Source organism: Blautia acetigignens, from assembly GCF_025566865.1.
Classification (GTDB): Bacteria; Bacillota; Clostridia; order Lachnospirales; family Lachnospiraceae; genus Blautia_A; species Blautia_A acetigignens.
In genome coordinates, this window is record NZ_JAOQJM010000004.1 from 119,189 (window position 1) to 145,615 (window position 26,427).

Annotated in this window: 24 protein-coding genes, 1 pseudogene and 1 riboswitch; of the genes and pseudogenes, 2 read left to right on the forward strand and 23 right to left on the reverse strand. The window is 46.9% G+C overall.

What is annotated here, in order from left to right; all coding sequences use genetic code 11:
* Positions 1 to 234: 234 nt before the first annotated feature.
* The 3 genes from OCV70_RS07125 to OCV70_RS07135 all read right to left on the reverse strand — a co-directional run bounded on the left by OCV70_RS07125 (position 235) and on the right by OCV70_RS07135 (position 3,049).
* Positions 235 to 774 (reverse strand): DUF2284 domain-containing protein, encoded by a 540-nt coding sequence (locus OCV70_RS07125; RefSeq protein WP_262579479.1) that lies wholly within the window; start codon positions 772 to 774, stop codon positions 235 to 237.
* Positions 775 to 791: 17 nt separating this feature from the next.
* Positions 792 to 1,733, reverse strand: a complete 942-nt coding sequence (locus tag OCV70_RS07130; RefSeq protein ID WP_195587322.1) for a tRNA dihydrouridine synthase — start codon at positions 1,731 to 1,733, stop codon at positions 792 to 794.
* A gap of 122 nt (positions 1,734 to 1,855) precedes the next feature.
* The gene (locus tag OCV70_RS07135; protein WP_195587321.1) at positions 1,856 to 3,049 is read right to left on the reverse strand and encodes an ATP-binding protein; all 1,194 of its coding nucleotides are present in this window, start codon (positions 3,047 to 3,049) and stop codon (positions 1,856 to 1,858) included.
* 360 nt (positions 3,050 to 3,409) lie between these two features.
* On the opposite strand from OCV70_RS07135, the gene OCV70_RS07140 reads away from it, so the two are divergent.
* Entirely contained in the window at positions 3,410 to 4,567 is a 1,158-nt protein-coding gene (locus OCV70_RS07140) for a pyridoxal phosphate-dependent aminotransferase (protein WP_021924385.1), read from the forward strand.
* 288 nt (positions 4,568 to 4,855) lie between these two features.
* Here OCV70_RS07140 and rlmH read toward each other — a convergent pair whose 3' ends face one another.
* The 18 genes and pseudogenes from rlmH to OCV70_RS19670 form a co-directional block, all read right to left on the reverse strand.
* Positions 4,856 to 5,335, reverse strand: coding sequence for a 23S rRNA (pseudouridine(1915)-N(3))-methyltransferase RlmH (gene rlmH, locus OCV70_RS07145; RefSeq protein WP_021924384.1), 480 nt, complete (start codon positions 5,333 to 5,335; stop codon positions 4,856 to 4,858).
* Between the two features lie 6 nt (positions 5,336 to 5,341).
* A complete protein-coding gene (locus OCV70_RS07150) occupies positions 5,342 to 5,644 on the reverse strand; it encodes a Dabb family protein (protein ID WP_021924383.1) in 303 nt (100 codons plus the stop codon).
* A 40-nt stretch (positions 5,645 to 5,684) separates the two neighbouring features.
* Positions 5,685 to 8,624 carry an FtsK/SpoIIIE family DNA translocase gene (locus tag OCV70_RS07155; protein WP_243280739.1) on the reverse strand — a complete coding sequence of 980 codons (2,940 nt, stop codon included), beginning with the start codon at positions 8,622 to 8,624 and terminating at the stop codon, positions 5,685 to 5,687.
* A gap of 18 nt (positions 8,625 to 8,642) precedes the next feature.
* The gene (locus tag OCV70_RS07160) at positions 8,643 to 9,518 is read right to left on the reverse strand and encodes an undecaprenyl-diphosphate phosphatase (RefSeq protein WP_021924381.1); all 876 of its coding nucleotides are present in this window, start codon (positions 9,516 to 9,518) and stop codon (positions 8,643 to 8,645) included.
* A gap of 212 nt (positions 9,519 to 9,730) precedes the next feature.
* Positions 9,731 to 11,128, reverse strand: coding sequence for an NADPH-dependent glutamate synthase (gltA, locus tag OCV70_RS07165; RefSeq protein ID WP_117849778.1), 1,398 nt, complete (start codon positions 11,126 to 11,128; stop codon positions 9,731 to 9,733).
* Entirely contained in the window at positions 11,128 to 12,015 is an 888-nt protein-coding gene (locus tag OCV70_RS07170; RefSeq protein ID WP_195587320.1) for a sulfide/dihydroorotate dehydrogenase-like FAD/NAD-binding protein, read from the reverse strand. The genes gltA and OCV70_RS07170 overlap by 1 nt, the downstream gene beginning before the upstream one ends.
* 162 nt (positions 12,016 to 12,177) lie before the next feature.
* Positions 12,178 to 12,969 (reverse strand): ClpP family protease, encoded by a 792-nt coding sequence (locus OCV70_RS07175; RefSeq protein WP_195587365.1) that lies wholly within the window; start codon positions 12,967 to 12,969, stop codon positions 12,178 to 12,180.
* 101 nt (positions 12,970 to 13,070) lie between these two features.
* Positions 13,071 to 13,799 carry a YebC/PmpR family DNA-binding transcriptional regulator gene (locus OCV70_RS07180; protein ID WP_195587319.1) on the reverse strand — a complete coding sequence of 243 codons (729 nt, stop codon included), beginning with the start codon at positions 13,797 to 13,799 and terminating at the stop codon, positions 13,071 to 13,073.
* On the reverse strand, positions 13,769 to 15,106 hold the full coding sequence (locus OCV70_RS07185) for a hemolysin family protein (RefSeq protein ID WP_021926627.1): 1,338 nt from the start codon (positions 15,104 to 15,106) through the stop codon (positions 13,769 to 13,771). Before OCV70_RS07185 ends, OCV70_RS07180 begins: the two co-directional genes overlap by 31 nt.
* Positions 15,107 to 15,253: 147 nt before the next feature.
* A complete protein-coding gene (locus OCV70_RS07190) occupies positions 15,254 to 15,604 on the reverse strand; it encodes a type II toxin-antitoxin system PemK/MazF family toxin (protein ID WP_021926628.1) in 351 nt (116 codons plus the stop codon).
* Positions 15,605 to 15,698: 94 nt separating this feature from the next.
* Complete coding sequence (alr, locus tag OCV70_RS07195) at positions 15,699 to 16,865, reverse strand: alanine racemase (protein ID WP_021926629.1); 1,167 nt, start codon at positions 16,863 to 16,865, stop codon at positions 15,699 to 15,701.
* A gap of 69 nt (positions 16,866 to 16,934) precedes the next feature.
* On the reverse strand, positions 16,935 to 18,485 hold the full coding sequence (locus OCV70_RS07200) for an NAD(P)H-hydrate dehydratase (protein ID WP_186901865.1): 1,551 nt from the start codon (positions 18,483 to 18,485) through the stop codon (positions 16,935 to 16,937).
* A 120-nt stretch (positions 18,486 to 18,605) separates the two neighbouring features.
* On the reverse strand, positions 18,606 to 19,253 hold the full coding sequence (locus tag OCV70_RS07205) for a redox-sensing transcriptional repressor Rex (protein WP_021926631.1): 648 nt from the start codon (positions 19,251 to 19,253) through the stop codon (positions 18,606 to 18,608).
* 254 nt (positions 19,254 to 19,507) lie between these two features.
* Entirely contained in the window at positions 19,508 to 19,876 is a 369-nt protein-coding gene (locus OCV70_RS07210) for a hypothetical protein (protein WP_021926632.1), read from the reverse strand.
* A gap of 132 nt (positions 19,877 to 20,008) precedes the next feature.
* A complete protein-coding gene (locus OCV70_RS07215; protein ID WP_021926633.1) occupies positions 20,009 to 22,834 on the reverse strand; it encodes an ATP-binding protein in 2,826 nt (941 codons plus the stop codon).
* Positions 22,835 to 22,867: 33 nt separating this feature from the next.
* Positions 22,868 to 23,118 (reverse strand): annotated as a pseudogene (locus OCV70_RS07220) (response regulator); the annotation flags it as partial.
* Positions 23,103 to 23,345: a hypothetical protein gene (locus OCV70_RS07225; protein WP_021926635.1), complete on the reverse strand. Its 243-nt coding sequence runs from the start codon at positions 23,343 to 23,345 to the stop codon at positions 23,103 to 23,105. The gene OCV70_RS07225 and the pseudogene OCV70_RS07220, both read right to left, overlap by 16 nt.
* A 391-nt stretch (positions 23,346 to 23,736) precedes the next feature.
* Positions 23,737 to 23,812, reverse strand: a riboswitch (cyclic di-GMP riboswitch).
* Positions 23,813 to 23,858: 46 nt separating this feature from the next.
* The gene (locus OCV70_RS19670; protein WP_317259456.1) at positions 23,859 to 23,939 is read right to left on the reverse strand and encodes a DUF6783 domain-containing protein; all 81 of its coding nucleotides are present in this window, start codon (positions 23,937 to 23,939) and stop codon (positions 23,859 to 23,861) included.
* Here OCV70_RS19670 and OCV70_RS19675 point away from each other — a divergent pair.
* On the forward strand, positions 23,910 to 24,014 hold the full coding sequence (locus OCV70_RS19675) for a DUF6783 domain-containing protein (protein WP_317259455.1): 105 nt from the start codon (positions 23,910 to 23,912) through the stop codon (positions 24,012 to 24,014). The genes OCV70_RS19670 and OCV70_RS19675 overlap by 30 nt on opposite strands.
* Positions 24,015 to 24,229: 215 nt before the next feature.
* Here the strand turns inward: OCV70_RS19675 and OCV70_RS07230 are convergent, their stop codons facing one another.
* Positions 24,230 to 25,561: a threonine/serine exporter family protein gene (locus OCV70_RS07230; protein WP_186901868.1), complete on the reverse strand. Its 1,332-nt coding sequence runs from the start codon at positions 25,559 to 25,561 to the stop codon at positions 24,230 to 24,232.
* 27 nt (positions 25,562 to 25,588) lie between these two features.
* On the reverse strand, positions 25,589 to 26,395 hold the full coding sequence (locus OCV70_RS07235; protein WP_117849759.1) for a DUF4866 domain-containing protein: 807 nt from the start codon (positions 26,393 to 26,395) through the stop codon (positions 25,589 to 25,591).
* Positions 26,396 to 26,427: the final 32 nt, after the last annotated feature.

The following is a 26,427-nucleotide window of genomic DNA, read 5'->3' on the forward strand; positions in this document are numbered from 1 at the left end:
TGTTTTCCCGGAAAGTGTAGGGATTTCGGGATGAATCCCTCTCTTTCTCAGGATTTTTGCGCACTCTTTTTCCAGACATAAAAAAATCCTCCCGGCCTTTATAACTAGCTTATGCGGGAGGATTTTTTTTATGCCGAAGCAGCCCCGTCAGGTATCCACACAGAAACAAACACCTGGCGTTTGACCTAAATTTTTTTCAGACGCTACTATTGTTTTTGACAATCATAATCTTTTTTACCGGAAAAGTACCAGGGAAAACCAGAGTATGGTGTTTCCGCCAAGATTGTATTCCATGGAATGTTTCTCTACCAGCTCGTTGGCGACTACGCCGTAGCTTTCCAGGCAGGGGTGCATTTTTTCCGGGAAACGGCAGGGCTTGCCGTCTAAGTAAGCGCAGTGTTCGCACAGGTCGCAGGATTCTGTGGAAAGGGTAAAGGTCTCGAAACCTTCGCCTTTCAGAAACTCTGCAACTTCGCAAGTCAGCTGTTCGTGTGCGTCCCGGGTGGACAGCATTTCTTCCATGTTCATAAGGTCGGAAACCTCTGCCACGCTGGAAAAAAAGATGCCGCTCTTGTAGCTGTGGATCCGGGCGGCGCATTCCTCAAGGGTGCCTACCGCAGGGGGACAGGCCCAGGTGGTGCCGTAGCGCTCGCACTCCTGTTTGCAGATGGTACGCACCCGCTCCCGCACTTGGATTTCAGCAGCATCCAGCACGCGGTATTCGTAAATGGGATACTGGGATATAAATTCTTCAAAACGATTTGTGTCTAACATGTTGTTCCTCTTTGTATTTAATCAACCAGATCCTGCTCTGCAAACAGACTGGATACAGCAGCCTGATAGTCGGACAGATGCTGGGATTTCTTGATTTTCTTTGCGTATTTTTCGTAGTTTGTGAAGCTGACTGCCATGTAGCTCCAGAGCTCTTTCATGCGGAAAAGCACGTTTCGCTCGCCAGATAAAAGCTCTTTGTATTCTTCCAGCAGACAGTCGTGGAACTGGCGGAGCACTGCTTTGCCCGGCTGCACGCCATCCCGGATCTCACTTACCAGGCCTGGGTTTGTGATCAGGCCTCTGCCATACATAAAACAGTCTGTGTCCGGGAAGCGCTGGGTAATGCGCTTATAATCTGCTGTGGAAAACAGGTTGCCATTGTAGCACAGGGGCATTTGCAGCCGGCTGACTGCCTTTTCGTAAGCACCAAGACGGGGGACGCCCCGGTACATATCTGTCTGGATCCTGGGGTGGATGATCAGCTCGTGGATGGGATATTTCTCGTAGATGGCAAGAAGGTAATCCCAATCCTCCTCGTAATGGGTGCCGATCCTGGTCTTGATGGAAATCTTCATGTCCAGTTTGCTAAAGATCTCGTCCAGAAAGGCATCTAATTTCTGGGGCTCTGCCAGAAATCCGGCACCTTTGCCTTTGGCGGTTACAGTGCCGGAGGGACAGCCAAGGTTTAAGTTCACTTCCTGGTGTCCGTAGTCCTCCTTCAAAAGCTGGGCTGTGCGGATGAAGTCCTCTGCATTGCAGGTCAGGATCTGGGGAACCACGTACATCCCCTCGTTCCGTTCCGGCGACACCTCGCAGATTTCCTGGAAGCTTAAGTTCTTCTTGGGTTTGGCGGAAATAAACGGGGTGAAGTATTTGTCCATAGGATGATAAAACCTGTGGTAGGCACGTCGGTATACAAAATTGGTCACTCCCTCCATGGGAGCCATGTAATCTTTCATTTAAGTCCTCGCATGTATTAATTTCTGAAATTTGTAGGGCACAAAAGCCACTGGGAACGAAATTTTCATAAAACCAATTATACACGTTTCTATCTTTTTAGACAATGGCTGATTCCTCAATATCAGCGGATTTTGTTCTCCTTTTTCCATTCCTGGTATTCTTCCAGTCTTCGCACGTATGCATCAAATTCCGGAACTGTGAAATCCAGTTCCTTATACCGCACGGAATAAATAATTCCTTTGCTGATCAACTGGGCCCTTGAGGTAGAAATAGAGTTTACCGTCTTGTTCATTATTTTTGCCACACTGGAAATCGTACAGGGAAGTTCCCCACAGGCTGTCATTGCAAAAATAAATTTCTTATCAGCCTCAGAGCACCGCTCATACCTGACTTTAAAAAAAACTTTATCCAGCGTTTTCAAAAACTCCTCTACATTTTTTTCCACGCATTTTCCGTCAATTACATCTGTGCTGGTATTTTGGTAAACGATCTGGCATAGCTGCTGGATAAAAAACGGATACCCTTTGGTAAGCCTGATAATCTTTGTTACTGCGTCATCTGTATAACGAACATGCATCTTCTCCGCCGGCTTCTCAATTGCCTCTCTCGCCTGTGTTTCTTCCAATGAGCCAATTTCTTTGTAAACAAATAATCTCTCCGAATAGGATTTCTCCTCGGAAAGCATGGAATAGATCTTCGGAAGTCCTGCTCCCACGATCATTACCGGATAGCCCAGCTGATTGGCCCGGTGAAGCGCCGCAATCAGTGCGCCAAGCTCATTGGATTTCATATACTGAATTTCATCTATGAAAAAACAGATGGGTGTTTCCGCTTTGCCAGCGGCTTCCCCGATGGTACAAAAAACGTCCGTCAGGCTCTGGGTCAGATTAACGGTTGTATACAGTTCTCTTTCCTGCACAGAAAGGGAAAAGGTATTTTCACCAGGGTCGAAAGACACCACCAGAGCTTTAATAGCATCCAACGGTTTCTGGATCAAATGTTTAAATTTCTCAACTGTACTTATTTTCCTTAAAAAGGCCTGGGAACAGCTTGCAATCTGAGAAATAAAGTCATTCCGCTCTTCTACCTCTATATGTCTGCAGAAAATCCCTTTTTCTTCCGCAATGGTCTGAAGCCTGTTGATCAGAACAGTTTTCCCCACACCGCGAAGTCCGCTGAAAATCACGGATTGTGTGGGAATATTCAGCATCAGCCCATCAAATAAATTCTCAATATTTTTTATATCTTCGTCACGGCCAGCCAGATAAACAGGCATCAATCCTGCACCAGGTCTGTATGGATTTACTTTAAACATTTCAGCACCTCCAAGCATAATGATGTTAGGGGCAAAAAATAATTCCCCCAGAGCTTTTTAACACGCTCTAAATTGCTCTATCACATATTATTCCATTAACCACCGTCTTCGTCAACACATTTCCGTGTAAAAGTATAAAAAAGTATGGTATATCTCAAATATAACCAGATAAGCATCATCTATTCCACCACAGACCTTAAAGTGCTATATTTTTCACAAATACATATGTCTTTCCCAGAAAATACAGTTTCCTGGCAAATTTCTCTTGCCACCTATACTTTGCCGTGCTAAAATGCAAAAGAACCTTTTCCTGTAATTGGAAGGGAAGGTTATTTTGACAGAAAGAAGGCATACAAAAAGATGAAATTTTCCAAGCGACTGGATTTATTTGGAGATGAAATTTTCGCTGCGCTGAATGAGAGGCGGCTTGAGCTTGAGAAACAGGGAAAGAAAATATACAACATGAGCGTGGGAACCCCGGATTTTCACACACCGGACCACATTAAAAAGGCACTTATGGAAGCGGCAGCCGACGACCAGAACTGGCGTTACAGCCTCCGTGACCTGCCAGAACTTCTGGACGCGGTCTGTGCTTATTACAAGAAGCGTTTCCAGGTGGACATTACACCGGATATGGTAATGTCTGTTTACGGAAGCCAGGAAGGTATGGGACATCTGGGCATGACCCTGTGTGATGAGGGAGATGTGGTGCTTCTTCCGGATCCCTGCTATCCGGTTTTTGCAGCGGGAAGCAAGCTGGGCGGCGCAGTGCCTTACTACTATCCGCTGGTTGCAGAGCATGATTTCCTGCCTTATGTAAAAGATATCCCGGAGGACGTAGCAAAAAAAGCACGCTACATGGTAGTTTCCCTTCCGGCGAATCCGGTAGGAAGCATTGCTACTCCCGGACTTTATGAAGAAATTATTGCATTTGCAAAAAAATATGACATTCTGATCATCCATGACAACGCATACAGCGACATTATTTTCGACGGCGTAAAAGGCGGAAGCTTCCTTGCCACTCCTGGAGCCAAGGAAGTGGGTGTTGAATTTTTCAGCCTTTCCAAATCTTTCAACGTAACCGGTGCCAGAATCAGCTTTCTCATCGGACAGCCGGAAGTAATCGCTGCCCTTAAGAAGCTGCGCAGCCAGATTGATTTCGGTATGTTCCTGCCCATCCAGAAAGCTGCCATTGCCGCACTGGAAGGACCTCTTGACAGCGTGAAGGAACAGTGCATCCAGTACCAGGCACGCCGCGATGCCCTTTGTGACGGGCTTGCCTCCATCGGCTGGGAAAAACCAAACGGCAAGGGAACCATGTTCGTATGGGCCCGCATCCCAGGCGGCCGCACAGACAGCATGGCATTCTGCATGGAACTGATGGAAAAAGCCGGCGTCATCGTCACCCCAGGCGCAAGCTTCGGACCTCACGGGGAAGGATATGTGCGCTTCGCACTGGTACTTCCGCCTGAGAAAATCAAAGAGGCGGTTGAGGCAATCCGTACAAGCGGAATTTAATGCATAAAAAACCGCCTAAAACAGCCAGCAGGAAGGGAGTTTTCCATTACAGATTTGAACCTCGAAACCAGGCTCACAATCCACAAGGCAGAAAATTTTCTGACTCATATTTGGTTTGTGCATTCAAACATAAGTACCAAAATCCAAAATAACTCAAGAAAAGAAAGGGCTTTTATAACTCATTCAAGTTATAAAAAGCCCTTTCTTGTTTCCAGAGCATGTTTGCAAAAGGCCTTCTGCAAGATGTACGTTACAATTTGCGGAAAGATTTTGGAGACACACTCTAAATTATTTGTGGTAGGGTTCGTGGTTCATGATGCGGTAGCCGCGGTAGATCTGCTCCAGGAGGATCATCTGCATCAGCTGATGGGGGAAGGTCATTCTGGAGAAGCTAAGCTTGTAGTCGGCGCGCTTTAACACTGCATCGGAAAGGCCCAGGGAGCCGCCGATCACAAAGACGATGCTGCTTTTTCCCTGTACCCCTAATCTGGCGATCAGGTCGGAAAGTTCTACGGAATCCAGCATTTTGCCGTCTATGGCAAGGGCGATCACATAGTCCTGCTCCCGGATGTGGGAAAGAAGACGGTTGCCTTCTGTCTCCTTGATCTGACGGTTCAGGGCATCGGAGGCCTTGTCCGGGGTTTTCTCGTCCGGCACCTGAATGAAGTTCAGCTTGCAGTAGCGGCTAAGGCGCTTGGCGTACTCGGCGATCCCGTCATTTAAATATTTTTCTTTTATTTTTCCAACTGTGAGAATACGAATTTCCATAGCAGATTACATTTCAAAATCCATTGCCACGCGGTCGCAGGTGTTTGGTCTTACGTAGGTGTCGGCAACTTTTACGTGATTTGGGTTTACAGCGTAGGCAGCAAGTGCCTCGGCGCTCTCAAGCTCTGTGATCAGGCACAGGTCACGGGAGCTGGATGTCAGGGGATCGGTGACTACCTTTGCGCTGATCAGGCCTGGAACTACGCCTACAAGACCTTCTAAGTGCTCTTTGATCTGTGCTTTTAATTCCGGCTTCTTCTCCTCCGGAATCTCCTCTTTAAATGACCACATTACCATATGTTTTACCATGTTTCTCTTCTCCTTTACTATTAGATTTTACCCGTTTCCATTACAAATGTTCTTCCACATAGGTCTGGAATTCTTCCATGGACATCAGGACTTTACGGGGCTTGGTGCCTTCTTCGGGGCCTACGACTCCGGCGTCGCAGAGCTGGTCCATGATCCTTGCGGCACGGTTGAAGCCGATCTTGTACATTCTCTGCAGCATTCCGATGGACGCTTTCTCCTTCTCGATAATGAATTTGCCGGCCTGCTCGAAATAAACGTCACGTTCCTCTCCGCCGGAGCTTCCTCCTGCTGTGAGAACCGCATTGTTCATCTGCTGCTCGATCTTGCTGTCATAGTCAGTCCTTGGGTTCTTGTCTGCTAAGAAGTTCACAATATCACTGACTTCATCATCCGAGACAAAAGCTCCCTGCAGTCTGGCAGGCTTCTGATAGCCCTGCGGATAAAACAGCATATCTCCTTTACCAAGCAGCTTCTCCGCACCGTTCATATCCAGAATAGTTCTGGAGTCCACGCCGGAAGTAACCGCAAATGCAATACGGGACGGCATGTTCGCCTTGATCAGACCTGTGATGACATTGACAGAGGGTCTCTGGGTTGCGATAACCAGATGAATGCCTGCTGCACGGGCCAGTTGTGCCAGACGGCAGATGGCATCCTCCACATCTCCAGGTGCCACCATCATCAGGTCGGCAAGCTCGTCTACGATAATGACGATCTGACACATTTTCTCCGGGCGCTGTTCGCCCTCCGGGAAGGTCATCTTGTCCAGCTTGCGGTTGAACTCCTCTAGATTACGCACGCCATACTCTGCAAAGGTATTGTAACGGTTGCTCATCTCATTTACCGCCCAGTTCAGAGCACCAGCTGCCTTCTTCGGGTCTGTGACAACCGGAATAAACAGATGGGGAATTCCATTGTAGACACTAAGCTCCACCACCTTGGGGTCGATCATGATCAGCTTCACCTCATCCGGTTTGGCTTTATATAAAATACTGATGATCAGCGTATTGATACATACGGATTTACCGGAACCAGTGGAACCAGCGATCAGAAGGTGAGGCATTTTCGCGATATCCGCAACCACAGTCTTGCCCTCAATGTCCTTGCCAGCTGCAAAAGCAAGCTTGGATTTGGCATTCTGGAACTCCGGTGACTGGATCAGATCGCGGAGCATCACGGCACTGTGCTCCTTATTGGGAACCTCGATTCCAACGGCCGCCTTGCCTGGAATAGGTGCCTCAATACGAATGTCCGGCGCTGCAAGATTCAGCTTGATATCATCAGCAAGGCCTACGATCTTGCTGACCTTCACGCCCATTTCCGGCTGAAGCTCATAACGGGTGACGGTAGGTCCGCAGCTTACATTGGTTACCTTGGCATTGACGCCGAAGTTGTATAAAATCTCCTGAAGTTTCTGCGCTGTCTTCCTTAAGTGAGCATCGGAATCTCCCTGGGATTTGCCGTTGCCCCTCTTCAGAAGGTTCACAGACGGGTACTGATATTCCCGCTTCACGGCTGCTTCCTGGGTGCTGATCTCGTGCTGGATATTGACGATTCCGCTCTCAATCTCCTGCCTGGAGGATTTGGGATTCTTGGCAGGCTGGCGGGATGCTCTCTCCTCTCCTGCAGAGGCGACACCATGAGAACCATCAGCTGTGCCAGACGAACCAGAAGTACTGGCAGCCCCTCCAGAGCCATGAGAACCTGAAACATCAGCTCCCGTGCCGGAACCGCCGGCACTTGTTGCCTGCATGGTTCTGGCAGTTGCCATGGCTTCCTTGAAATCTACGCCAGCGTAGCTGTCCTCATCTTCTGCATCCTGCACTGGATTCACTGCCTGAGGCTGCATTTCTTCTCCAAAATGCGCCAACTGCTGCTGCTCTTCCATCACAGTCTCTGGCAAAACTTCTTCCGTATCCACAGTCTCTGATCTGTGAATGGCAAAATCCAGTCCTGTATCCTCCGGAAGGGAAACCTGGTCATCCATTCCATCCCCGTAAGCCTCCATATCACTGAACAGATCCGTTCCCACAAGAAATCCAGTGGTCTCTGCCTCTGCTCCTCTTCTTGCCTGGCGTCTCACCGGCTGGCTGGCTTCTGTCAAACTGTCTCTGTTTTTCTGCTTCTTTTTCCCAAAGATGGAAGAAGTTTTCTTCGAACCGTCTTCTGACTCCAATTCTTCCTCTTCCAAATCCAGATCCTCTTCCGCCAGCGCAGCCTCCAGCTCCTTCATTCTTCTCTCCCGGCGTTCCTGGGCTGCCATCTGGCGCTGCTGGGCCTTCACCTGACGTCTTAACTCCCGCTCCGGTGCTCCCTCCTGGTAACGCTCATGAGTTCCCTTCAGCATCTCCAGGAGCTTATCGTAAAGCTTATAGAGAAATCCCAGAAAAGAATGCTGGGTGATCAAAATCAGGCAGACTAAGATCACAAGCACAATGATCACATAGGCTCCTACCGTTCCAAATGCGGAAATGGTAGAAATGCAGATGGCTCCTCCAATGGCGCCTCCGCCCGTGTGATACTGGGAACTAACCTTGTAGTACTCTGCCAGAGTGGTGCTCTCTGCGTACCCCTCTGTCAACAGCTGGAACACGCCGCAGAGCACCAGAAACAGAACAGCTGCTGCCGCGGTCTTCTTATAGGCAAGCACATTGCCCTTATTGGAAATCAGAAACACGGACACCCCAAACAAAACGAATGGAAATGCATAGGCCATCAGCCCCATCACTCCCATCAGTGCCCTGCTGATGCTTCCACCCACACTGCCTCCAAAGCCCAGGCAGCTTACCATCAGGATAATGGAAGCTGCGATCAGCACAAGAATCACGATCTCTGTCTGGAAACCGCTGGATATGGACTGCTTGGTATTTACATTTTTCCTGGTGGAAGGCCGTCCGGCGGTTTTCTTTTTGCCAGAGACATTCCCTTTAGCGGTTGATTTTTTCCTCGTATTAGATTTCTGCGTTTTTGACGCTGCCATTTAAAAGCTCTCCCTTCATCAGGCAAAATTACTGATCAGCGCTACCGCACCAGCCACAAAGCAATAGAATGCAAAATAGCGCAATTTCGTATGCTGCACGATCTGAAGCAGAAAGCGGATCATAAAATAGCCTACTACTCCTGCCGCAACCATGCCAAGAACATATGTAAATCCAAGTGAAACCGTCATCTTCGGTGTGGTAAACTGGCCAAGCTCCAGAATCAAGGAGCCAATTACAGCCGGAATACTGATCAGATAAGAATATTTCACCGCAAATTTCCTTCTGAAGCCGCACATCATACCGGCGCAGAGAGTCATACCGCATCTGGAAAGTCCTGGAAATACAGAGATTCCCTGGCAGATGCCGATCCACATGGCATGATCGTAGGTTGCGTCCTTCGGTGTCTTAATTCCGCCGATGTTGCTCAGATCGGTCACAAGAAGAAAAATTCCGGTGATCAGAATGCAGATGCCCGGAAGAAGCGGGGAAATGGCCGCCTTGGTCACCAGTCTTCTGCAGATGTAGCCAAGCATGGCTGTGGGAATAGATGATACCAGTATCAGCACCGTAAGCTTCCGATAAGTACCGGACACCAAACGGGCATACCCAAGCTGCTCTCCTGTCCTGCGGTTATGAAAATAGATGTTCAGATTGCCGATCACGTCCATAACCATTCCCAAAAGTTCCTCGCCGATCCTGCGGATATCCTCGTGAAATGCGAAAAAAATCGCCGCAAGGGTTCCCACATGAAGAAGCACCTCAAAAAGCACTGCCGTATTCCTGGTAATTCCCATGGCATTCTCTATGGCTGCCAGATGTCCAAAACTGCTGACAGGGAGAAATTCCGTGATTCCCTGCACGATTCCCAATAAAATTGCCTGTAAAACTGACATAACACTCAATTCCTTTTCTATTGTTAAGATCCGGCAGGCAAAAGCCCACCAAGTATTCCCATTATATCACAAACCCGCAGAAGATACAACTTTTAATCGAACAGCTGTTTATGGGGAAATATGGAACTAAGCATTTCCGCGCATAAAAAATCCCCGTCTGAAATCCCATAATGGAAAATCAGACGGGGAAAGCATACTCAAAGGAGTATTACTTATTTCGCATATTTGCTCTTAATGTACTCATCGATACCGCGGGCACCTGCTTTACCTGCTCCCATTGCAAGGATAACAGTTGCAGCACCTGTAACAGCATCTCCACCTGCATATACACCCTCTTTGGATGTCTTTCCAAACTCTTCATCAGCGATGATACATTTTCTCTTGTTCACATCAAGGCCGATTGTTGTGGAGGAGATCAGCGGGTTCGGGCTTGTACCAAGGGACATGATAACAGTATCAACGTCAATGGTAAACTCAGAACCAGGAATCTCTACAGGACGTCTTCTTCCAGATGCATCCGGCTCACCAAGCTCCATGCGGATACACTTGATTCCGGTTACCCAGTCCTTGTCATCTGTAAGGATCTCAACCGGATTGCAAAGAAGATCAAACTGTACGCCCTCTTCCTTAGCGTGATGTACTTCCTCCTTACGTGCCGGAAGCTCAGCCTCGGAACGACGATAGATGATATGTACCTCTGCGCCAAGACGAAGTGCAGTTCTTGCAGCGTCCATGGCAACGTTACCACCGCCTACAACTGCAACTTTCTTGCCGTGTGCGATCGGGGTATCATAATCCTCGCGGAATGCTTTCATCAGGTTGTTACGTGTCAGATACTCATTAGCGGAGAATACGCCGTTTGCCTGCTCACCCGGGATTCCCATGAACATAGGAAGTCCGGCACCGGATCCGATAAATACAGCCTCGAAGCCCTCATCCTTAAGAAGCTCGTCGATAGTTACGGATTTACCGATGATAACGTTGGTCTCGATCTTAACACCGAGAGATTTTACGTTCTCTACCTCAGCAGCAACGACTTTGTCTTTCGGAAGACGGAACTCCGGAATACCGTAAACAAGAACGCCGCCTGCTTTGTGAAGAGCCTCGAAGATAGTTACATCATAGCCCATCTTTGCAAGGTCTCCGGCACAGGTAAGTCCGGAAGGACCGGAACCGATTACAGCTACCTTGTGTCCGTTCTTCTGTGCTGCAGGAACTGGCTTGATGCCGTTCTCTTTCGCCCAGTCAGCAACGAAACGCTCCAGCTTACCGATGGAAACAGCCTCGCCCTTCATACCGCGGATACATCTTCCCTCACACTGTGTCTCCTGAGGACATACACGTCCGCAGACAGCCGGAAGAGCACTGGACTCACCGATGATCTGGTATGCTTTCTCGAAGTTTCCTTCTTTTACTTCATGAACGAAGCCCGGGATATTGATGGAAACCGGACATCCTTCCATACATTTTGCTTTCTTACAGCCAAGGCAGCGGTTCGCTTCTTCCATTGCCTCTTCTTTATTATAACCAAGGCAAACCTCTTCAAAGTTCGTAGCACGTACCTTAGGAGCCTGCTCTCTGACTGGTACCTTCTTTAATACATCTGCCATTATTTGTCACCTCCACACTGTCCGCATCCGCCGTGATGGGTATCGCCCTCCTGAAGCTTCAGAAGCGCACGTCCTTCTTCGGTCTTGTACATCTGCTGTCTCTTCATGGCAAGGTCGAAGTCAACTTTGTGTCCATCAAACTCCGGTCCGTCAACGCAGGCAAATTTTACTTCGCCGCCAACCATCAGACGACAGGCACCGCACATACCAGTTCCATCTACCATGATCGGGTTCATGCTGACAACGGTAGGAATATTCAGTTCTTTGGTTAACAGGCAGACAAATTTCATCATGATCATCGGTCCGATCGCAACGCACAGATCATACTCTTTGCCCTGGTTCTGTACAAGGTCGCGAAGTACGTCAGTACCCATACCTTTGCGTACATAAGAACCATCATCTGTAGTTACATACAGATTACATACTTCTTTCATCTTGTCCTCAAGGATAAGGAGATCCTTTGTCTTGGCACCAACAATGGCATCTGCAGTGATGCCATGCTCATGAAGCCATTTTACCTGAGGATATACAGGAGCTGTACCAACACCGCCGGCTACGAATACGATTTTTTTCTTCTTAAGCTCTTCAATGTCTTCATGGCAAAGCTCAGATGGCTGTCCAAGAGGTCCAACGAAGTCTTCGAAGTAATCTCCGGCTTTCAGCTCGGACATTTTGGTGGTAGATGCACCAGCCGGCTGGAATACGATTGTTACAGTTCCTTTCTCTGCGTCATAATCGCAGATTGTAAGCGGAATTCTCTCGCCTACTTCGTCCATCTTTACGATGACGAACTGACCAGGCAGACAATGCTTAGCCACGCGGGGTGCTTCCACGTCCATAAGAAAAACATTTGCAGAAAGTTTCTCTGCGTTGAGAATCTTATACATAGTTCCCTCCTGAAGTACTATATTTAACAAGCGCTAAAAATGTGCGTCCCCAGTGAGGACACATGTACGCTAGTCATATCCTATACCACTATAGCACAAAAAGATGGGTTAGTAAAATGAAATTCTACAGTTTCTCTTATATTTTTTCAAAAAAATGCCAGATCAGCTGTTTTTTTCCTTTTTTTCACCAATGAGCTGGTATAACTTCCCCAGAGCTTCCCGCATTCCGCCTACTTCATCGATCAGGCCCTCCTTTACTGCCTCCGGGCCTTCCAACATAGTTCCCACATCCTTTACCAACTGGGTGGTGTCCAGCATCAGCTCCTCCAGCCGCTTCTGAGAAGTATGGGAATGGGTGGAAATAAAGGTGGTGATCCGGTCCTGGATCTTTTCCATGTTGCGGTAGGACTGGGCCACGCCGATGAACATGCCGTTGGAGCGCACGGGATGGATCACCATGGTAGCGCTTGGGACCACAAAGGAATAATCTGCAGAAACTGCCATGGGAACGCCGATGGAATGTCCGCCTCCAAGAACCAGAGAAACGGTAGGAACGCTTAAGGAAGCGATCATCTCCGCAATGGCAAGGCCCGCTTCCACGTCACCTCCTACGGTGTTCAGAAGAACCAGAAGGCCGTCCACGGATTCGTCATCCTCGATCATGGCAAGCTTGGGCAAAACGTGCTCATATTTGGTGGTTTTGCTGTGGGACGGGGCAGACTCGTGGCCTTCCACTTCCCCGATGATGGTCAGAAGCTCCACCTTGTATCTTTTGGAATTCTCATGCAGGGTCACTTGTCCCATATCCCGGATCTGTTTATTCTGCTGCTCTTCCTGATCCAGGTTTTCCTTTTTTTCTGCTTTTTCCTGCTGCTGTTCTTTCTGCGGCTCTTCTTCCTGCTTTTTTCCTTTTACATAGCTCTTTTGCCCTGCTTTTTCCTGGCCTTTCCCCATGTTTTCTTCTGATTCTAATGGGTTTTCCTCTATTATTTCCAGCATAAAAAAATACCTCCACACATTCTTGTATGGAGGTATTATCTGCAATTCTTATAAAATTATTCAGCCCAGTTGTGCCATACGTCTGTAACGTCGTCATCATCATCCAGAAGATCAAGGATTCTCTGGATATCCTTCAGAGCCTTCTCATCAGTCAGCTCTACAGTGGTCTGCGGGATCATGGCAACCTGTGCCTCAAGAAGCGGAACGCCTGCTGCCTCAAGAGCCTCGCGTACTGCACCAAGATCATCCGGAGCTGTGAGAACCTCATAGCTATCCTCTTCCTCTACGAAATCCTCAGCGCCTGCGTCAAGAGCGGTCATCATCAGCTCGTCAGCGTCCACCTCGCACTCTTCCTTATCGATGATGATCTGACCCTTCTGGTCAAACATGTAGGATACGCAGCCCTGGGTTCCGATGCTTCCGTTACCCTTTGTAAATGCGTTTCTTACATTGCTGGCTGTACGGTTCTTGTTGTCAGTAAGAGTCTCAACGATGATGGCAACACCATTGGGGCCGTATCCTTCGTATACTGCCTTCTCGTAGCTGTCAGCAGAGTCAGCACCTGCTGCCTTCTTAATACCGCGCTCGATGGTATCGTTCGGCATGTTGTTTGCTTTCGCCTTGGCGATAACATCGCGAAGCTTGCCGTTGTTGCTTGGATCCGGACCGCCGGCCTTAACAGCCATTACGATCTCACGGCCGATGATGGTAAAGATCTTACCTTTTTTAGCGTCGTTTTTTTCTTTCTTGTGCTTTATGTTTGCGAATTTTGAATGTCCTGACATTTCTTATCCTCTCCTTTTGGTTCTTTTTTTATCTTTTCGGCCCGTACCTTTCCGATAGTCTTGTTTCCAAGGGAAAGGATTCTGAAACGGTAGCCGTTTACCACAATTTCTTTATCCAGATCATCCTCTGTGGGGATATGCCCCAGAAGATTGGTCAGATAACCGTTCAGGGTCTCAAACTCCACCTTCCCGAAATCGATGCCAAGCTCCTCGGATACATCCTCCAGGTAAGCCAGCCCGTCAATGATCACACTGTTGTCCTTCTGTGTGCGGAAGGTGCTGTCATCCTCATCATATTCATCCAGAATGTCCCCTACGATCTCCTCCAGGATATCCTCCATGGAAACGATTCCGGAAGTCTGTCCATACTCATCCACTACCACTGCCATATGGATCTTCTTCACCTGCATGGAGCCGAACAGATCACTGATTCCTCTGGTCTCCGGAATAAAAGAAGCTTCCCGGATCAGTCCCGGCAGATCCTTAAGGGGCTTAAATTTGGCCCAGGAATTCCGGGTAAGGAACTTCAGCGCATCTTTATAATGAATGATTCCCACAATATTGTCAATGGTTTCCTTATATACCGGATAACGGGAATTGCCCTCCTCCAGCATAGTATCCACAATAGACTGCAGATTCTCTTCCTGGTCAAAGGCGATCACATTCTTGCGGTGGGTCATAATATCCTTGGCTTCTGTGTCATTGAACTCCATGATGTTCTGGATCATCTCGGCTTCATTTTCCTCGATGACGCCCTGCTCATGGGCCTCATCTACCATGGAAATGATCTCCTCTTCTGTCACAGGCTCCTCTGCCTGGTTAAAGGCCACTCCGAAGGGGCGTGCCGCCAGCTTGGCGATAAAGGTAACGCACATGGTAAAAGGATATAAGATCCTGGTAAAAAATCCCACAACTCCCAGATAGCGGTAGGCATATTTCTCCGGATGGTAGGTTCCGATCCTTCGAAACGTAAGGATGCCAAGAGATGCAAGCAGGATCACCACAAGTGCAAGCACCAGGATCACTGCTGCCAGATGCTTTATGTAGGGATGAAAGGTCTTCGTAACCCACGGAACGATAAATGCTCCGAAGCTCACACCGGAAGCCATGACAATCAGCGGAATCGCATTGACAAACGTCATGGGACTGTTCATCAGGGATAACAGATAAGTGGATTTCTTATCTCCTTCCTGCGCCCGCTTCTCAACCTCGCTTCCGCTCAGATTGTGTACTGCAGCCGAGAACCCGTAAAAAATACCGTTCAGCCACAGCAGCAACAATAAAATAATAACGCCCGCCAGGGGCATACTACTGCCGTCCTCCATAAATAAACCCTTTGTTCCTCCGTATAAAACCAGTCAAGGGGATCTTCACCATCCGCCTTGCTATTTGGTTAAAATGCGGCTGCAAATGCCGCTGAGACTTAACAACTATATCACTAAACTTTCTTTTCGTCAAGAGAATGTAAGCTCCAGGCTGATCTCAAGGGCATGATTTACCTTGTCAAGCATGGGGCCGTCCAGGTGGCATACCTTATCCTTAAGCCTTCTCTTATCAATGGTACGAAGCTGTTCCAGAAGAATTACCGAGTCTTTTTCGATTCCGTAGGCGGACGCATCGATCTCAATATGGGTAGGCAGCTTCGCCTTGTTCATCTTGGATGTGATGGCTGCACAGATCACAGTGGGGCTGTGCCTGTTGCCCACATCGTTCTGAATAATAAGTACCGGGCGGATGCCTCCCTGCTCGCTTCCCACCACAGGGCGAAGATCCGCATAAAAAATATCCCCTCTTTTAATTACCACACAATTCACACTCCGTTTTACTTTAACTTTTTCACTTCTGAAAATAAGTATTTCCAACTTTTTTCCTGTGTATACATGTGTGGTGTTTTACTATTTAATCAAAATACGTTAATTCTCCGCATTCCTCTCCGTCCCTGATGTAGATCCTTGGAACGCGCTTGCTGATATCACAGACAAACTCATAGGAAAAGCGGCCGGACAGATCCCCGATGGTGTCTGCTGTGATCTCTTCCTCTCCGTCTGTGCCAAGGAGTGTCACCTCATCCCCTGTTTTTGCATCCGGAATGTGGGTTATATCTACCATAAACTGATCCATGCAGACTCTTCCGCAGATCGGCGCCTTTTTGCCGTGGATCAGCACCCAGCCCTTGTTGGAGAGCATTCTTGGGTATCCGTCTGCATAGCCCACCGGAATGGTAGCCAGTCTGGTGACGCGGTCTGTGGTGTAGGTTCCGCCATAGCTTACCTCCGTTCCCGGCTCCACGTCTTTTACATAGGAAATGTGGCTCTTTAAGGACATTACCGGCTGAAGCTTCACAATATCCTTCTCCACTTCCTCGGACGGGTAAATGCCGTAAATGGTGATTCCGGCGCGGACAAGGTTTAAGTTTGCCTCCGGCACACGGATGATTCCGGCGCTGTTAGAGCAGTGGTGAAGAGGAATATGGATGCCGTTTTTCTCCAGAAGGTCCGCGAAGTCAAGGTAGCGCTTCAGCTGTACCATGGCCGGGGTGCGGTCATACTCATCTGCCCTTGCAAAATGGGTAAACAGGCCTTCCACTTCCACATTGTCAAGCTCATAAATCCTGCGGATCTCTTCCAGACTCTCTTCGCTGTCCTTGAATCCGATTCTTGTCATGCCGGTGTCTGCCGCAAGATGGATCAGCGCCTTTTTGCCGCAGGAGGCTGCCGCCTCGCTAAATTTGCGGGCAGTTTCATAATCACAGACTGCCATGCGCACATCCTCTCTTGCCAGCTCTTCGTAGTACTCTTCAAACACAAGTCCCAGGATCAGAATCGGCCGGGTGATTCCTTCCCGGCGCAGCTGCAGGGCTTCCTGGGCAGTCGCAGTGGCAAAGCCCCAGATGTAATCCAAATTCTCCAGCATGGCCGCAATGGGGACTGCGCCATGTCCGTATGCATCTGCCTTGATCACGGCAATGATCTTCGTCCCTTCTTTTATGTTCTTTTTCATCTGTTCAAAATTATATTTCACGGCATCAAGGGAAATCAACGCCTTAATTCTGTTATATTTTTCCATAATGTTCTCCTCGTTACTGTTCACCGATGTAACCTGTTTAAAAAATCATTTCCGCTTTGGGAGTACGCTCTAATTTTCCCCCTCCGAAAGCTTCAATATTTCTGGAAGTGCTTCGATCAGATCCTGTGCGGTCATGCCGTGGGTTCCTTTTTTCCTGAGGGCAAAATCCCCGCAACGTCCATGGATATAAACGGCCATGGCTGCCTGATAAGAAACCGGCGGCTTTTCTTCCTGGCTGTGATACATGCAAAGCACTGCAGCCGTTATGCCGGAAAGTACATCCCCGCTTCCCGCAGTTGCCATTCCCGAATTGCCGGAAAGATTGAAATACAGGTGTTCTTCCTGGTCTGCGATTACGGTGCAGGCATCTTTCAGCACACAGGCGCCCCCGCTTCTGTCTGCAAATTCAAAGGCCGCGGCTGCCGGATCCTCTTTCAAATGAGAAATGCTGCTGCCTGTCAGACGGCTCATCTCTCCCATATGCGGGGTCAGAATTGTATTTTCATTTATAAATTCCTGCCATTCCGGATGCTCAGCCAGAAGGTTCAGCCCGTCCGCATCTATGACTACAGGCTTTTTCGCTGCCGCCCCGTTTTTCAAAAACCAGAGCATTCGCTCTCTGCCCACTCCGTCTGTTCCAAGTCCCGGGCCGATCACCAGCACATCGCACCAGCTTAGGTTCTTTTGGTTGGCTTCCTCGTTAAATTCACAGGTTACCATTGCCTCGGGAAGAAGGGTCTGAAGGGGAACGCGGTTCTCCTCCACGGTCTGGATCTTCACCATTCCTGCTCCGCCATGAAGGGCTGCGCTGGCACTTAGGCAGGCGGCGCCGCACATTCCAGGGGAGCCTGCGATAAGGAGGACTTTCCCGAAGGTTCCTTTATTTCCCCAGGGGGCTCTTAAAGGAAGCTCTGCCAGGTCTGTCTGCTCCATGTGACAGGCTGCTTTTTCTGCAATCTGGATGCCTTTCGGGTCCCGGTCGTAAATTCCAATGTCTGCTGTCACAACCTTTCCCGCGTACATTCTTCCTGGGTAAAGGCACAGTCCCCGTTTCCGGTATGCAAAGGTTACCGTCATGTCTGCCTTAAAAGCCACGCCGAGAATGGCTCCTGTATCACCATGGATGCCAGACGGAATGTCCACTGCCACCTTGCAGGCTTCTGCCTGATTCATGCAGTCGATGATTTCTCTGTATTTTCCCGCAATTTCCCGGGAAAGCCCCACGCCGAAAATCCCGTCTGCTATAACAGTATATTCACTCCATACCGGGTTATTCGTTACCGGCACCTGATAGCTGGCGGCAATTTCCCACTGGCGTCTGGTTTCTTCGGTCATTTTGTCCGGATTTCCTGCAAGAAAAATCTCCGTATGGATCCCGGATAAGTGAAGCAGCCTTGCAATGGCAATGCCGTCGCCGCCGTTGTTGCCGGAACCGCAGACTGCCAGGACACGTTCATGCTGCCAGCTGCCATCGGGATTTTTCCCCAGAAGGTACTTCACGATTTCATCTCTGACAGCCAGGGCTGCGCGCTCCATCAGCACCAGTGACGGTACGTGCATGCTGTGAATGGTTTCATGGTCCAGAAGCTTCATCTGGCTGCAGGTCACAACTTTTTTCATGATCAGCTCCTCATCTGACGCGTCAGGCAACAAATCATTTCCTTTCGCGTCTATATGCAAAACTGCTGCCCGGTCTCCTGTAAATCTTCCAGTGAGACAAGCAGCAGTCCTCTTTAACTTCTATTTCTCTGTATGTTCATTCCGATACTGGCTTAAATTGTAGGACAAAGCCATCAGACTCTCGGAAAGATGGACATTCTCCACGATTACGTCCTCCGGAGCGTCCAGATCTGTATGTGCGAAATTCCAGATTGCCTTGATTCCGTTCTCAATGAGAATCTTCGCCATCTCCTTGGCCTTGTTCTTGGGAAGTGTCAGAATGGCGATTTCCACCTGATTCTCCTTCATAAATTCCGGAAGCCGGCTGATCATCTGGATCTCAATGCCGCGAACGGAAATTCCTTCCAGAACCGGATTCACGTCAAAGATTCCTACAAGGCGGAATCCTCTTTTCTCAAAATCCCCATAATTGGCAAGTGCCTGTCCCAGATTACCTGCACCCAGAATGATCATGGGATGGATGGTGTCCAGCCCTAAGATCTTGCCGATCTCTGTGTAAAGATATTCTACATTGTATCCGTATCCCTGCTGTCCAAAACCGCCGAAGTTGTTAAGATCCTGACGGATCTGGGATGCAGTTACGTGCATTTTCTTGCTCAGATCATTGGAAGATATACGCTCTACCTTCTCTTCCATCAGTTCCCCCAGATAGCGATAATACCTTGGCAGTCTCTTAACCACTGCCTTTGAGATTTCTTTCGCCTCCAAAATGTTCCCCTCCTTGTTCCCGCTGCCTATACTTTTCCGCGATACACTACGTCAATTATACCGAAATGTTATTTTCTTGTCAATCAAAGTTGTGCAAAATCACAAAACTTTTTGACCACGCAGCACATAATGGTTCCAGCTGCCTTAATGGTCACTGCTTTGTAAGTATCATGCTTTGTATCCCGGTAAAGAACCATGTCCATGCACTCTATCTGTCTGTACCTCTGGGATATCGTATGTGGCAGAAAAAAGAGTCAAAGCTGAAACTGGCTGCTTCTATGGTACGGCGTCTCCAATGCCTTTGTAAGCTCTTCATCCCGTTTTTGGCTATAATGAAGTGCATTTGACAATTCTTCATTCTTCTGCAACAGCATCATCTGCTGCTTTACCCGGTTAAGATCCTCTGTATCACCAGATGCATAACGCATAATTTTCTCACAGATATAATCCTCAAACATCTGCTCATCCGACTCTGGGAAAATGTTTTCACCACTACGCAGCTTCGTATCCTGATGAAGCTTTATGCATTTTCCTGTATCTTCAAAATCAATATACAGAATTTCTATATAATGATTTTTAAGAGCTTTTTCATATATTGCAGACTGAACTGCTTTCTCTAACAACTGAATTTCTCCTACTTTTTTCAATATATTTTATTACTATCGCAACTAAATGATCGAAATCGTCCACTTTTTAGTACCAAATATTCAAGCTCCATTCCATGTTAAATTTTCAATCCATTTTTAACACCTGAATCATCGTTCTATATATTTTGTGATGACAGATATCAGAATCTCCATATCAACTGGCTTGGCCACATGATCATTCATCCCGGCATTCAAAGCAGCCTGTACATCCTCTGCAAATGCATTTGCCGTCATTGCAATAATAGGTATTTTCTTTCCGTCCGGACGGTCCGGCAGATTTCGGATGGCTTTTGTCGATTCATATCCATTCATTTCCGGCATCATAATATCCATCAAGATCAGATCAAAAGTCCCGGGAGCTGTATTGCAAAACTGTGTCAGAGCAGATTTGCCATCTACAGTCCTGGTTACAACCATCCCTTTTTCTTCCAATAAAACTACTGCTATCTCCGCATTTAAATCATTGTCCTCTGCCAAAAGAACATGCAAACCCTGTAAATCCATATCTTTCCTTAAATTTTCTTCCTTTTCAGTCAATACCTGTTCTGCTATAAGCAGGGGGATTTCTACCGTAAAGGTTGAGCCAATACCTTGTCTGCTGCTGACTTCAATTTTCCCACCCATAAGATTTACATACTGTTTGGCAATGGCCATTCCCAGTCCGGTTCCCTTATAACTGGTTCTTGCTCCATCATTTTCCTGACTGAACTCATCAAATATTCTTGCCTGGAATTCCTCACTCATACCAATTCCGGTATCCGATATACGATAGCGCACGATTATATGGTGCTCATCATTACCCAGACTGTTTTCTGCAATAAATGAAATAGTGCCTCCGTCTTTTGTAAATTTGACTGCATTGCTGATAATGTTGAGCAATACTTCCCTGATTCTGAGTTCATCTGCCATTACATAGGGGTTTTTAAGTTCTTCTCTTGAAACATAAAAATTAAGGTCACGGTTTTCCATATATCCCCTTGCAATCGACAAAACAGTATTTATCATATCCCTGAGATCTACCGGTACTGGTTTATATTCCAGTTTACCACTTTCAATGCGGCTGATATCCAACACATCGTTGATCAGTGTCATCAGATATTCGGAACTCTGCCTGATCTTTTTCAGACAATTCTCCACTTCTTCGTCCGGCTTCCTCTTCAGGGCAATATCTGTAAATCCGACAATTGCATTCATTGGTGTCCTGATGTCATGGGACATATGGTTCAGGAATGTTGTTTTTGCAATATTCGCCGCATTTGCATTCTGTGCTTCTTTCAACGCTTCCATTTGTTTTTTCCTGCTTACGGAAAGGAAATAGACCAGAAGAAGCAGTACAAAAATAATCACAAATGAAATTCCGATAGCGAAGTCGGCATACTCTGCAAGGACATCCTGCAAGGTCATTTTCTTTTCTGAAACGGAATTCTGCGCAAGGACAACGCCATTTAAAATATTGGATGACTGCTCAATTGCTTTATTGATAATGGTAGCTGCTCTTCTGTTTCCTCTCGTTGTAAACATCGCTAATTCCTGCCGTTTTGCCATTTCTGCAAATGACAGACTTTTGGTCAGTGGACTTTCATTAAGAAGATTGATTTTTGAAGAGGGAATAACCGTTGCTCCTACTTTTCCCTTTGCTACTGCCTCCAGGCATTCCTCTTGTGTGTCATATTGTTTGATCTCTGCATCTGGAAAAAGAAGGGACACCATCAATTCCGAATACAGTGAGGTCTCTGTCGCTGCGATTGCAGAGAGACTGCTGCTATATTCTTTCCCCTGGTAAATAACAACCGGCGTAATATCAAAGATTACATCCGTCAAAACCACCTGAAACTGTTCCTGCATATAAAGATCCTGAATGATAGGACCGGCAATATCTATTTCACCAGATTGCAATGCCTCGTTCATCTGCACTCCCGTGGAACAGGGAACTGCCTTGATCGTGATTTCATATTTTTCCTGGACAGTGTCCAAAACGGTTCCAAGGATTCCTGTCAGTTTCCCATTTTCTTCACCGCAAAAAGGAAGATTATCCTTTAGATATCCCACACGGATTGTATTTTCATGTGCATCCAGCCATTGTTTTTCTTCCTTGTTGAGTGCATAATTTATGACCGCTTTTCCTTCATAACGGGCATACAGCTTGCTGCTGTAGTCCGTTTCTGTGTTGTTGATTTCTTCCAGGGCAGAATTTAATTCCTTTAACAGATCTGGTCTGGATTTTGATACACCAAAATAACAGTCACTTGCCCCGATATTGGCAATGGCAATAAAATCGCTGTTGACAGACAGTGCCGGAATCACAAGAGCCTCCAGTTCATCTGCATCCAGTTTTTCTATCATTTCATCATAGCCTTTACAGGCAACAACCTCTGCCTGGATCTGATTGCTGTCCAGCCATTTTTCCAGAAGTTCTTTCTGATAGCTTCCATCTGCAACACCGATACGGCAGCCATTTATCTGCTTTAGATCACCATCCGTAAGGTCCGCATGGTCCTCTCTGGTATAGATCCAGTATCGTTCCGTTAGCTCCTCATAAGAAGAAAAATTGATAGCTTCTGCTCTTTCCTGTGTATAACTGACATTTCCAAGTATATCTATTTCTCCAGCTTCCAGCATATCCAGGCACTCTTTAAAGGAAGCATAGACATATTCATACTTCCAGCCGGTTATATAAGAAATTTTCTGAAGATACTCATAGCCTGCTCCCTGCTTGTGTTCCCCGGAACCTCCTTCCTGAAAATTGGAATATGGAAAATACCCGACTCTCACGGTTTTATTTTCTTCCTCCATTGCCTGAGTTGTTTTCCCGTCACTTTTTATTTCCGACGCATAAACAGAAGCTGATACAAAAAGCAGCATAATAATTGCAAAAATGCTCAAACATAATCTTTTATTCTTATTTTTTCCTATCTTTTTATTTATTCTTTTCATCTTTATTATCCTGCTGTTGTTCTTCCCAGTCTGTCAGTTTTTCTGTTTATTCAATACAGAAAGAATGGCCACTCTCAGTTTCTCAATATCAATGGGTTTCGCTATATGTTCATTCATGCCCGCATCAAATGCTCTTTTTTGTCTTCCTCAAAAGCATTTGCTGTCATGGCAATGATCGGGATCTCTGCCTTCTTTTTATCATTTAAATGCCGGATACACTGGGTTGCCTGATAGCCATCCATGTTTGGCATCTGGATATCCATAAGTATCAGATCATAAGTTCCCGATGACATTTTGCGACAGCTTCTGCTTTTCTTGCCTTTCTTAAAAGTACGAGTATATTTGTAAGTGGAACACTCTTGAAGTCTTGATCGTTATCATATATCAGTGCCTGAAGCATTTCATCATAATCATTGCAGTCCTGTATCTTAAATTTCAGTGTCTGATTCCCCAGACAGTCTTTGGCATAAGAGATATATTCTGCCAGCATACCCGTAAGTTTTTCTTTCACCCAGGATTTTTCTCCGCCTGTAAGACTCCGATTATACTCAAGCGTAAAGTACTTCTTATACAGATCTGCCTTAAAAAAAGGACTCTTTATTTATTGCAAAATATATGCCCGATTTGCCAATAGTAGTAACCGAAGATATTCCCTATTCAGACCAGATGGATTCCTCCAGAGATACAAAAGCATCCATCTCATGACTTCGCAGTTTATCTGGGAAGTCTTTTAGTCATGTCTAAATTTAAAAGCACCTACTTTTCATCTTAAGAATTCTGCGTTGCAGGATTCTTACCGCTTTTTAATCAGGATTGCGAACTTGTTTCGCAATTACCTATCATGTACTATTAATAATTCATGTTATAATAAAAGCACTGCCAAACAGACAGTGCACCTCACTTTATGCAACTGGCTACCATTTTACAGGTCCTGTAGCTTTGCGTCCCAAATTTTCATCTGGTTTGCCGATTTCCTTATTATAGCTTTTAAAATTATACAAAAAACTGATTTTATTATACCCCCTTACTCCGCTTTGCACAAGGAAAACATCCGGGCTACGTAGGCCGAATTCGGGTGAAATATACCGCAAAGTGGGGCGTGCAGATTGCAGGAATGATTTTTCAAACCCTTAGAACTTCTTTCTGTTTTTCTGTCAGATTCTCCGAATTACCTTCCTGAAAAAACTGTGATAATCTGTATTTACTGATATCACGTTTTTCACATAAAGATGTTATTTTATCCGCAATATACTTCTCTATCATATTCATAAGCGTCCCTAAGCGGTTTTCGCCTTTTTTTCGCCGTTTTCTTCAGCATAGGAAATCATACTTAACATATCAGCCACCTCCTTTTGCCGGACCGGTTTAGCAGCTTGCACCTGTTTGCAATTCAAGTCAGGTACAATACCGAAACGCCTTATCTGTCAAAATCCTTGCAAAGATCAGTCCCAGCGGAAGTGCTGCAATGATCAGAAGCGCAGCTGCAAACCAGGATGCGGAAAGGGATAAGGACATGATTCCAAGGTTATAAAATCCACGGTATAAATAAAGCCCCGGTACCATGATCACAATAGAAGGCACTGTCACGGAAATCCTTGGATAGCCCACCTTATTTTTCAGAAGGGAGGCCAGAAGCCCAGCTGTCAGAGCTCCGATAAATGCGGCCACTGCCGGAGGTAAGGTGGCGAGATCCACAAGCTCCAGCCGCAGGGTATTTGCAATTGCACCAAGTACTGCCGTAGAACAGGCAAGCCTTACCGGACTGTTAAACATGATGGAGAAACCGAACACGCCGAAAAAGCTTGCAATAAGCCGTGTGAGAATCCACATTGCAGCAGACATATGGATCTTTATAAAATCCACCGGCTGTAAGTGAAGAAGCATGGCCATGATCCAGGCAGACATAGTGGCTACCAGGACAATAATCAGTGCATAAGTAAGCCTTTCCATACCAGAACGCATATCCAGCTTTGCCAGGTCGATTCCGCTGGTAATAAAGGGGAAGCCAGGGATGATAAAAAGCATGGCACAGATATATCCTGCTTCATGCTGAATGGAAATCCCAAACAGGATTTCCCCTAATTTTAATAATCCTGCATATACAAAGCATGCCAGGGAGACAGATGTAACAATACCCAGAAACAAAGTAAAATGATGCTTGGTCAGCTTGCAGCGAAGGAAATTTCCAAGTCCTGCTCCAATAAAAGCACAAAACATCTCTACTGGTCCTCCGCCTAAAAGAAAGGTAAATCCACAGCATGCAATGGCGGCAGCCAGTCCCAGGGCTGCCGGGGAATAAAGGCCATGGATCCTTTCAATCTCATCCAGATAGCTGTGAAGCTCTTCCCCGGACATGTTTTTTCCCTCTGTTTCAAAGTTACGGATAAAATGCTCCAGCCGGTTCAGCTTTGACGTATTCACCCCTGTATTGGTAAGGCATAAAGACTGGGTAAAGCCGTTTTCCCCGTCAAAACAGGTGTACTCAATGGACATCAGTCCGATATCTGCGGTACAGGTAATTCCCATTGCTTCGGCCAGGGCATTCATGGAGCTTCGGACCCTCCAGGCTCCAGTCCCACAGGATAAAAACATGATCCCCACACGTCCGATAATGGAAGCCTTTTCGGTGATGCTTGCATTTATAACGGGGGTATTTTGGCCATTTGCATCGGTGTATTCATGCCACTCCACGTCCATATGATTTTTTCTGACCATCTCTGGCTGCATAAGCCCACTTCCTTCCGAAAAGTCCCTTTATAATTTCAGGCTGTCATTTCCTGCAAGTTCCATCATCCGCTCCCTGCAGGCAAGGACGATCCCGTCAATTTCCTCCATATGCTGGAGCATTTTCTTTTCAAATTCATGGATGGGAAGCAAAACGCCAAGTTCATCAAAGGGTTTCTCTGGATTTTCTTTTTTTACGCCGGTCTCCTGTCCATAAAAAACCACTGCACGGGGTGCTGCCTGCTGGATCTCCTGGAAAGTCTTCCATACAACCGCATAGGCCTGCGCCTCTGTAAGCCCCAGCTTGCAGGTATCCGGAAGTGCATAGAGGATTAAAATCCCACGCTGGCGCTCTTCTTTTTCCTCTTTAATTTCCAGCCCATCCGTGTAAGAGCGTACAATGTCATATCCATCTGCCAGGTAAAGTCTGGATCTTGGTACACATTCATGCCGGTCAAAGGTTTCCTTAAATTTTCCATAGTCATGGGCGGAAACCATCTTTCCAGCATCTTTAAGAAGCTCTCCTTCCACATTGGTAAGAAGGACCGGATTCTCTCCTGCCTTTCCGTGGAATTTTCTTGGGATCAGATAGGCTTCGCGGAGCAGATCAAACATACTTTTTCCGCACAATTCCAGAAGAAGGGCACTTACATCCCCGTTCTGGTAAGCGTGAAAGAGTACCTGCAAAAAGTGGTCCGGATCCTCATCCACCAGCATATGTTCATCATCCAGATACTGGTAAAACACTTCACGAAGTCTTCTTGATGCCTCCGGGGAAGCCAGGATTTTGGAAAAAATATCTTCTACAGCATGTTCTCTTGGTAAAACTGTTTTCATACTAAAACGCCTCTTTTTCTGTTTGGATCATG